Source organism: Thermodesulfobacteriota bacterium (assembly GCA_035559815.1).
In the GTDB taxonomy this organism is placed as follows: Bacteria; Desulfobacterota_D; UBA1144; order Nemesobacterales; family CSP1-2; genus DATMAT01.
On record DATMAT010000064.1, the window covers coordinates 1 to 8,067 of the forward strand.

7 protein-coding genes are annotated in these 8,067 nt (G+C 46.7%); 2 read left to right on the forward strand and 5 right to left on the reverse strand.

The window, feature by feature from the left end; translation table 11 throughout:
* Window positions 1-243 precede the first annotated feature (243 nt).
* Entirely contained in the window at window positions 244-1,137 is an 894-nt protein-coding gene (locus VNN20_15745; GenBank protein ID HWP93644.1) for a bile acid:sodium symporter family protein, read from the reverse strand.
* Between the two features lie 373 nt (window positions 1,138-1,510).
* Here VNN20_15745 and VNN20_15750 point away from each other — a divergent pair, with 373 nt between their 5' ends.
* Complete coding sequence (locus tag VNN20_15750) at window positions 1,511-2,908, forward strand: HD domain-containing phosphohydrolase (protein HWP93645.1); 1,398 nt, start codon at window positions 1,511-1,513, stop codon at window positions 2,906-2,908.
* Between the two features lie 12 nt (window positions 2,909-2,920).
* On the opposite strand, the gene VNN20_15755 is transcribed toward VNN20_15750, so the two are convergent.
* The 4 genes from VNN20_15755 to VNN20_15770 form a co-directional block, all read right to left on the reverse strand.
* Window positions 2,921-3,721, reverse strand: coding sequence for a hypothetical protein (locus VNN20_15755; protein ID HWP93646.1), 801 nt, complete (start codon window positions 3,719-3,721; stop codon window positions 2,921-2,923).
* A gap of 87 nt (window positions 3,722-3,808) precedes the next feature.
* Window positions 3,809-4,408, reverse strand: a complete 600-nt coding sequence (locus VNN20_15760) for an META domain-containing protein (GenBank protein HWP93647.1) — start codon at window positions 4,406-4,408, stop codon at window positions 3,809-3,811.
* 216 nt (window positions 4,409-4,624) lie between these two features.
* Window positions 4,625-5,782, reverse strand: a complete 1,158-nt coding sequence (locus VNN20_15765) for a sigma-70 family RNA polymerase sigma factor (protein ID HWP93648.1) — start codon at window positions 5,780-5,782, stop codon at window positions 4,625-4,627.
* A 415-nt stretch (window positions 5,783-6,197) separates the two neighbouring features.
* Window positions 6,198-6,353, reverse strand: a complete 156-nt coding sequence (locus VNN20_15770; GenBank protein ID HWP93649.1) for a hypothetical protein — start codon at window positions 6,351-6,353, stop codon at window positions 6,198-6,200.
* 739 nt (window positions 6,354-7,092) lie between these two features.
* On the opposite strand from VNN20_15770, the gene VNN20_15775 reads away from it, so the two are divergent.
* Window positions 7,093-8,067, forward strand: a 975-nt coding sequence (locus VNN20_15775; protein HWP93650.1) for a PAS domain S-box protein, incomplete at its 3' end; no start/stop codon positions are given.

The window sequence follows — 8,067 nt, forward strand, 5'->3', positions numbered from 1 at the left end:
GTTACTCTTGATTTCTCTGCCTTCTTCTCGGTATGCTTTCCCATGGGTGGCGTCTCCTTTCTTTTTTGTTTTCTCAGCTAAAAAGATATAAAAGGATTCGCCGCCTGCAAATACTTTTACACACTTTTTGATATTATCCCGTTCATGGTTCGATAGTTCGACAAGCTCACTACTCACCACGAACGGCTTGAACCGTTCGCCCTGAGTTCGTCGAAGGGCGTATAAATCCTGTCAAAATTAAGTTTACAAGATACTAGATGAATGCATGTGATGGGATCGCAATCTTTTGAAGAAAATAATTGCTAGGACTACTAAGGGAACCTGGATAAGAAAATAGACGGTTGCGAAGACCGCAAACTCGGTTCGATTAAGGATTGTGACCGCGATAGCAGTGGCGATGGCGATATTTCTCACTGCAAATTCAACCAAGAGGGTAAAACGGTCATGCGCGTTTAGACCTAAGATCGAGCCAATCCCAAATCCAAATATCATCGATATTATGATGAAGACGACACTTGCCAAAACAGTATCCGTTATTCCGAGCAGGAGATTTCCCGCTTCCTGATAGACTACAAATCCAACAATACCTACCAGGGCGGCGATGCTGACACCCCTAAAGAGAGCTTCATACCGTTTGGTGAAAACCGGCTTATAGTGGCGCAAGCACATACCCAATATAGTCGGGATAACCAGCATAACCAGGAGTTGAGCAAATATTATTGGGAAAGGTACCGAAAAATCGAAAGGATTATTAAGATAAAGCCCATACACCTTCATCAGTACAGGTAAAATGATCGCCGCTAATAAGCAGGACACGGCGGTTAAGGTAACCGATAGAGCCGTATTAGAGCGTGCCAAGTAAACATAGAAGTTAGACATTGCTCCTCCGGGACATGCGGCGATCAGTAAAATGCCCGACAGAATATAAGGTTCGAGTTTGAGCATATGAACCAAAACTATGCCAACTACAGGAAGAAATATGAACTGACCGAGGGTTCCAAACACTACAGTTCTTGGTTTACGCATGACTTGCCTGAAATCCTCGACGGTAAGGTCCAAGCCAACCACTAACATCGTGAAAAAAACAAGGACAGGTATAGAAATATCTATGAAGGTTTTTGTGAATGCGCTTATCATTCTAAGGGATTCTTTTTGACGGTTTGATGCATAATAAGTGCTACAAGCTACGTTAAGAAGCGTTTCTTGTAAAGTGATAATTGTGGACGATTGGAGCATGAGAGTACGGGCAGCGGGTCGCACTTCCAAAGAAGTAAAAGTGTGAGTCTGGCGCTTCCTTTCGTTCACCTGCCGGTAATTTTGAGACCGCCGGGGTCATCTTGGGTGGGCACTGCACTCACCGGATTATCGTCAACGTGGCGCTCATAGTGGGAATCCGGAATGCTTAGGCTTAGTGAGTTTTTTGAATAAGTTGGGTTAAAACCATAGATTTAGCGTTATAATGAGGAAGGAATAGCTCTTATGACTTCAGCGTAATCTCGGAAAAGAAAAAATGAACGCAGGAAAGAAGGATGAAATGAAGCTATTTGATGGCGAATCCGCTGCCGTGAACGACCGCAGTAAATCGATAAGAAGAGACCTGCTAATGCGAATGACGCTGGTGGCGCTGGCAGTAGCACTGCTGGTCGGAGTAGCTACATATCTCATCGAACGTCAGGGCATCGCCACGGCCATCGAGGAGCGCACCATACTGGGCGCTGAATTGCTCCGTGCCCGTGTACGCCAGATTTCTCGATTCTCCGGAGAACCCTGGCAAAACGTCGTATCTAGGGCGCTCGACGGACTGGAGGAAGACATGCCTTCTTCCAAGCTCGGCCGGTTCGTCTTCGTAGAAGTGCTGGACGTTAACGGCAGGCAACTGGCGAGCTACCCCCACAATCAAGGGGGCGCTATGGCCGAGTTGATTGCTTTAGCCAGGAAGCAATACTTTAAGGCCAATCCCGGGCAGATTCAACTGAAACGCATTCACGACAGCCCTGTTCCCGGCGCGGTGGCGGTTGTGGACCCGGTGTTTGACCGGAAGGGAATAAGAGTAGCCCAGATTAACGGGATTTTCGTGCTCTCGGCCGAAACAATCTCGAAATTCGACCGTGGTCTTGCCGTCGCCGTGCTGACCGCTGTAGCCATCGTAGTAGTGACTACGTTGATGATATATCCCATAATCCGCCGCTTGATCCGTCGGCTGAGCGGCTTATCCATTCAACTGCTAGACGCTAACCTGGAGACCCTGCAGGTCTTGGGCAATGCCATAGCTAAGCGTGACAGCGATACCGACGCGCACAATTACCGGGTCACGATCTACTCGGTTCGCCTTGCTGAAGCGTGCGCCGTGGAAGACGCCGTCATTCGCCGTCTCATCAAGGGCGCTTTCCTCCACGACGTAGGTAAAATCGGCGTTCGCGACCACATCCTTTTAAAGCCCGGCAAACTGACCGATGAGGAATATGAGGTCATGAAAACGCACGTCCCCCACGGTGTAGATATCATCGGGCAGTCGAGCTGGCTTCAGGATGCGGGGGAACTGATCGCCAGCCACCACGAGCAGTATGCGGGCAAGGGTTATTACCGGGGCCTCAAGGGTGAAGGCATTCCGCTTACTGCGCGCATTTTTGCCATTGCCGACGTGTTCGATGCCCTGACCTCGGAGCGGCCCTACAAAAAACCTCTGACCGTAGAGCAATCACTGGAGATACTGAAGCGGGGGGCCGGAGAGCACTTCGACCCGGAGTTGCTCGAGCGTTTCACCGCCATGGCCTCCGACCTGCACGGGCGCTTCGCCAACGACGATGTGGCGGCGCGTAAGGAGGTGGCTGATATCATCCAGCGCTATTTCAAGACCGACCTGGGCGTCATTCTCGAGGAGGCATTTACTGATTCGCATAGCTACTAGTCGGATTTGGCATCATTTAGCAAGTGTGTTCTCCATTTCCTGGATAACGTCCACAAGGCTCTGCTGGCTCACCTGGACAAAGCCTCTTATGGGACGGTCAAAGTCGGTGATTATAAGCATGACAAATGCAAGAACAAGTATGAGTAAGGTGAGACCCCAGCGGTTCATTCGTCCGGAAAGCCCAGCATTTAAACCAGTCATTGCAACTGCTGCGCTGGCAATAAAAAGAAGCATCAGTAAAACGACCCCAGGCAGCCGGTCGAAGGAAACGGCGAGGCGCTTGGTGTTCATGTCGATAACTTCGTTGATCGACTGGACGATCGAAACCTCGACTGGCCCCGCTGGTTTAGACTTCACCATTTCCTCTGTAAGGGGCCAGATCTTGGACAGAGCCTGCAATGTATTTGCGACAGTCTTCCGGAGTTGTTCATTGGTGACTGCCGTCCCGACTGGGACCACTCGGGTCTTGGCGTAGTCGAGTAGCGCTTCTCGAAGTTCGGTACGGTACGGCTCAGGCGCCAAACCGGCCCTGAGAAACGCCGTTCCGATGGCGTTAGCTTCGTTTATCACTGCCTGTTTACGCAGGTCAGCGCGGCTCAACGTGAAGGTGTAAGTAAATGCCAGCATGAGCCCAAGCAGTGCGTACATTGAAGTCAGGACGAGATCCCCTTGCTCTTTCCTGTCAGTCTCAGTCGTTTCCTTTCTCCGCCAACGGCCGATTCGATAGCCGACCTCCAGTGCCGCAAGCAATATCACGGCAAAAAACAGCCCGATAACCAGGGTGGGCATCTGGTAAAGGATTGGAATGTCCATAACCTTCCTCCTAGTGTTTCTTGAGGTCAAATTTAAATGGTTTCACTAACAAAAGGATATAGTTTGGGCTCATGTAGTTTCTTTTATTCATTGGCTCGGGTCAGCCATCCGCGAGAGCCTAAAGAGAGGCTCGGGGTTGGGGCCATAGAGGTATAACAATCCATCTTGACCCATGGAAAAACTGCGGACTTCTTCCATAGCCTTGAGGAACCGCAGCTCCTGGTCCATTAGGGAAGGAATGCATCCGCGCTTAGTTGTCGCCATCTGGCCGAACTTAATGGTATCGCCCTTGATTGTGACAATGCCATTAAAAAGATTACATCCCGTACTTCCTGATACACGGCCGCCTTCGTCGAAACGGATGGTGGGCTGTGAATTCTCCACCACGCCTCTCCCTGCTATGTCTTCTACCAGCCAGTTTGTCCCCGTAAGGGTTGTCTTCACAGATTTGCCCTCCGTGTCGGGGGCGGTAATAGTTTTCTCGCCCGGATTCTGTAGACAGGCAAGTAGAGCTAACGCCAAGCCAGCTGTTATAATAACCGATAATTTCATGCCATCCTCCTTGAATGTTACTTTTCGTTTTTTTGAGTATTTTTCATCGAGAATCTCCTTCCAATGGGTTTTCTTTGCATTCCCATCCCACTTCAATTCTCGATCCGCAAAAAGATTAGTATCCCTATTCGGCATGAAGGTGATTACTGCCAGAATGCATATACTCTTTCCATCACCCAGTAGAAAGCGACGGACTTAATAACCTGGATAAGTCCTTTTTCAATCTGTAAAGAAAGGGGAGTGTCGAGTCTGTATGCCACTCGTCGAGGTGAATGGGTTGTTACACGAAAAGCGAACTTACGACCGCAGCTACTCACAGATGTACCCCAGTCTGTCAAGTGCTTTCATTTCTTATTCTCGAAAGCTCCTTAGAACCTTTCCAAGCTCCGAAGATGAGATTTTTTTGAGTGCTTTTTTCTCAAGTTGCCGTATGCGCTCGCGTGTGAGGCCGAATTTTTTTCCTATATCACCAAGCGTATGTACGGCGCCTTCTTGATTCAGTCCGAACCTCATTCTGATTATTTGCTCATCCCTTGGCTTGAGGAGTGAAAGAGCCTCTATTATTTTTTTCGGAAGCTCTGTCTTTGATATCGTGGAGTCTGGGACGGGTGACCCTTCGTCCGCTATGACATCAAAAAGAGTTAAAGTCTCACCGTCGATTACGGGCGAATACAGATGAGTCGTATAGATTTTGGCTTCAATAATCCTCTTTACGGCATTAACGGACACCCTTGCTTTCTTTGCGACCTCCTCGGGTATAGGTCTTCTTCCCATTTCCTTCTCCAGTTCGGCAATCGTTCTATACACCTTAGCCGAATTCTCGAGCAAATATACCGGAATTCTAATCGTCTCGGTCTGCGTCAAAACCGCTCGTATTATGAACTGGTGTATCCACCATGAAGCATAAGTCGAGAATTTAAATCCCTTTTCATGGTCAAATTTATCCACCGCTCTCATTAATCCCAGATTCCCTTCCTGAATGACATCGAGAATGGAAAGCCCGTTATTTGCGTATCTTTTAGCTATATGCAAAACCAGTCTTAAGTTGGCCTTTATAAATCTATTTCTCAAATCTTTTGCCAGCTCGGAATAGGCTCTGGCAAAAGCATTAAGCCTCTCTATTTTCTTCGATAATGAGCATTCCCCGCCTTTTCTATGCCCGTTTAAATTGTCTTTCTTCGTTTGTCCTGAAAGCTCGCTTAGGAGCGCTTTTATTTTTGCTATCTTTCCCCTGCAATTCTTTATTTTTGCCGAAATCTCTCTTTCGTTCTTAGGAGTAAGAAGGGGTTCTCTTAATATGTCTCTGAAGTAGGCATGGAGGGCTATAGATTCCTGGCCTACTCGGCTCTCTATCATGTTTCCGTTCTTTATCTCATCGGGTTCAATGACCTGTTCGGTTTCCGCTAGATCAAACATGAAGCTGTCTTCGTTTTGAATAGGTTCGAAAGTCTCTTCCGCTGCTCTGGTAAGTTCTATAAAATCATCTGGCGCTGCTCTTCTTAGCTCCATTCTCTTCATCCTTGCATGAAGTTTCACGATTTATAATGCCAAGAACTTCTGATGAGTTCGTATCTCTATTAATGTAAATAGTGTTGGGTAAGTTAGATTCATACTGGGTGCAACAGCTAAGTAAAATGACTTTGGTGCCGGGACAGTTCTTTAAGATGAAGCTTAAAAGATTATGAACGTTTAGCCTAAAGAGCCTGTTGTCGAGGAGTAAGAACTGGGGTTTTACTTCGATAAGGTGCCTTTTAATATTTTGTTTTGAGACCTCAGTTGTGACCTTTATATTATCACTTCCACTTTTTATTATGTTAGAGATTTCATATAAAAAAACTGCGAGTCTGAAGCTAGCATAACGCTGATTTGTCCGCTAAGATTTATGGTATTTATTACTTCTAGCCTATAAAATTTTTTGAGTTTCTCACTCCTCCCTTTCATCATCCACCCTTCTACTCTTTGCTACTCCTTCTCTATATTCTTCTCCAGATTCTTCATTTTTATATCGGGTCTTCCTATAACATTCACCCCAAATGGTGCTAGTAATGGACAAATCGCTTAGAGGTTCCTTATCTCCCATATATTTTCCACACCATGAACAAATAATTTGCATTTTCTCCAGCCTTGCTTATCAGAGTCCCATCTTGATTATTCGTAGGGAACACTGTAGAAATTATCCAAAAAGATCCCATGATTGTTCTCACGACCTACCAGATTACGGAGTTGATATGTGACGTTTCTAAGTCATGTCACGATATCAATTCCGATATATTTCTTACCAGCAAGCTGTATGCCAAGAATGGGGGTATTATAAAGATATTCTAATTCCCGGAGATAATAGACTTTTTATCGTTTGGTCAGATAATTGAACTCCCCGAATGCATCACTCTGCCCCCGATATTTCGGGGATTACACTAAATTTCGGGTTTGTATTCGAGTCGGAAATCCGGTGTCGAGGATACCGAGCTTGCAATTAAACAGCGATAGATTGCCGACCTGTGTAAATTTGTGCATGCAAATGTAGGGAGGAACGCATGCTTGCGTTAACTACAAAACCTACTGGCTAATAATCTGATGCATTAGCTGGATTTAGGGTCGAGCTAGGACAAGTAGACTAAAACAAAGATCTCCACCGAGCTGGGACGTCAAAAATTCAAGACCTATCCTGATGGGCTTCTTACCTTGAAAATCCCCAACTCGACAAAACGATTGGATGTGCTAGAATGACAGTTGCTCTGCAAGTCCTAATCACCAGGATAGAGCGTATAACGAATTGCAAGTGATAAATACGCCTTCACTTGTTCAGGATGGGGAAATCCATGGACCAGATTGAAGGGCGGGGTGCAAGACCTTCTGCATTTCCTGCTTTTTACGGGGGAATTCCCTCAAACAAACTAGCCCGGTTGGAGTTTCTTTTTCAGAAAGCCCCAATCGGTTTATGCATAATAGACCGAGACTTGCGTTACATCTCTATCAATGAAACGCTGGCCGCGATAAACGGCAAGTCTGTTGAAGAGCATATTGGGCACTCACTTAACGAGGCCACACCTGAAATCACATCAATTTTTGAGCCCGTGTTACGTGGGGTACTTGATACGGGTGAACCAGCATTAAGCCTTGAATTTAGGTGCCCAGCTCCGATAAAGCTTCAAGACCTTAGATATTGGCTAGTCAGTCTTTATCCCTTCGAGGATGATGGAAAAGTGCAGGCAGTGGGCATCATGGTACAGGATATAACCAATTTGAAGCGGGCCGAAGCAGAATCGCTCGAGGGCCGTCATTTGATCCGGACTTTAGTTGAGGGTACCAAAGCCGTGCCATGGATATCTGATGCAAAAACCGGGCGGTTTACCTATGTTGGTCCTCAGATGGTTGAGTTATTTGGATATACAGTCGACCAATGGTATGAAAAAGATTTCTGGAGTGCCCATATTCACCCTGAAGACCGGGGATTTGCTATTAAATACTGTGAGCAGTCAAGCCGCGGTTTAAGAGATTATGAATTCGACTACCGGATGATTGCCTCGGATGGGAAGGTCGTTTGGATTCACGACATGGTCAATGTTGAGTCTATTGGCGGCGAGCCAATAACACTCCGTGGTTTCATGATAGACATTACCGACCAAAAGAGGGCACAGGAGAGACTAAAGGAAAGTGAGGAACGGTATCGGACTCTATACGAAAACAATCCCTTAATGTGTTTTACCACCGACGCAGAAGGAACGGTCCTTTATGTCAATCAGTTAGGAGCAGAACAACTAGGCTACACTGCCGAGCAGTTATCGGGGAAATCG

Bases quoted from the DNA above. Each gene is read 5' to 3' on its own strand.
- VNN20_15745 (HWP93644.1), bottom strand. From the start codon at position 1,137: ATGATAAGCGCATTCACAAAAACCTTCATAGATATTTCTATACCTGTC.
- VNN20_15750 (HWP93645.1), top strand. From the start codon at position 1,511: ATGAACGCAGGAAAGAAGGATGAAATGAAGCTATTTGATGGCGAATCC.
- VNN20_15755 (HWP93646.1), bottom strand. From the start codon at position 3,721: ATGGACATTCCAATCCTTTACCAGATGCCCACCCTGGTTATCGGGCTG.
- VNN20_15760 (HWP93647.1), bottom strand. From the start codon at position 4,408: ATGCCGAATAGGGATACTAATCTTTTTGCGGATCGAGAATTGAAGTGG.
- VNN20_15765 (HWP93648.1), bottom strand. From the start codon at position 5,782: ATGGAGCTAAGAAGAGCAGCGCCAGATGATTTTATAGAACTTACCAGA.
- VNN20_15770 (HWP93649.1), bottom strand. From the start codon at position 6,353: ATGGGAGATAAGGAACCTCTAAGCGATTTGTCCATTACTAGCACCATT.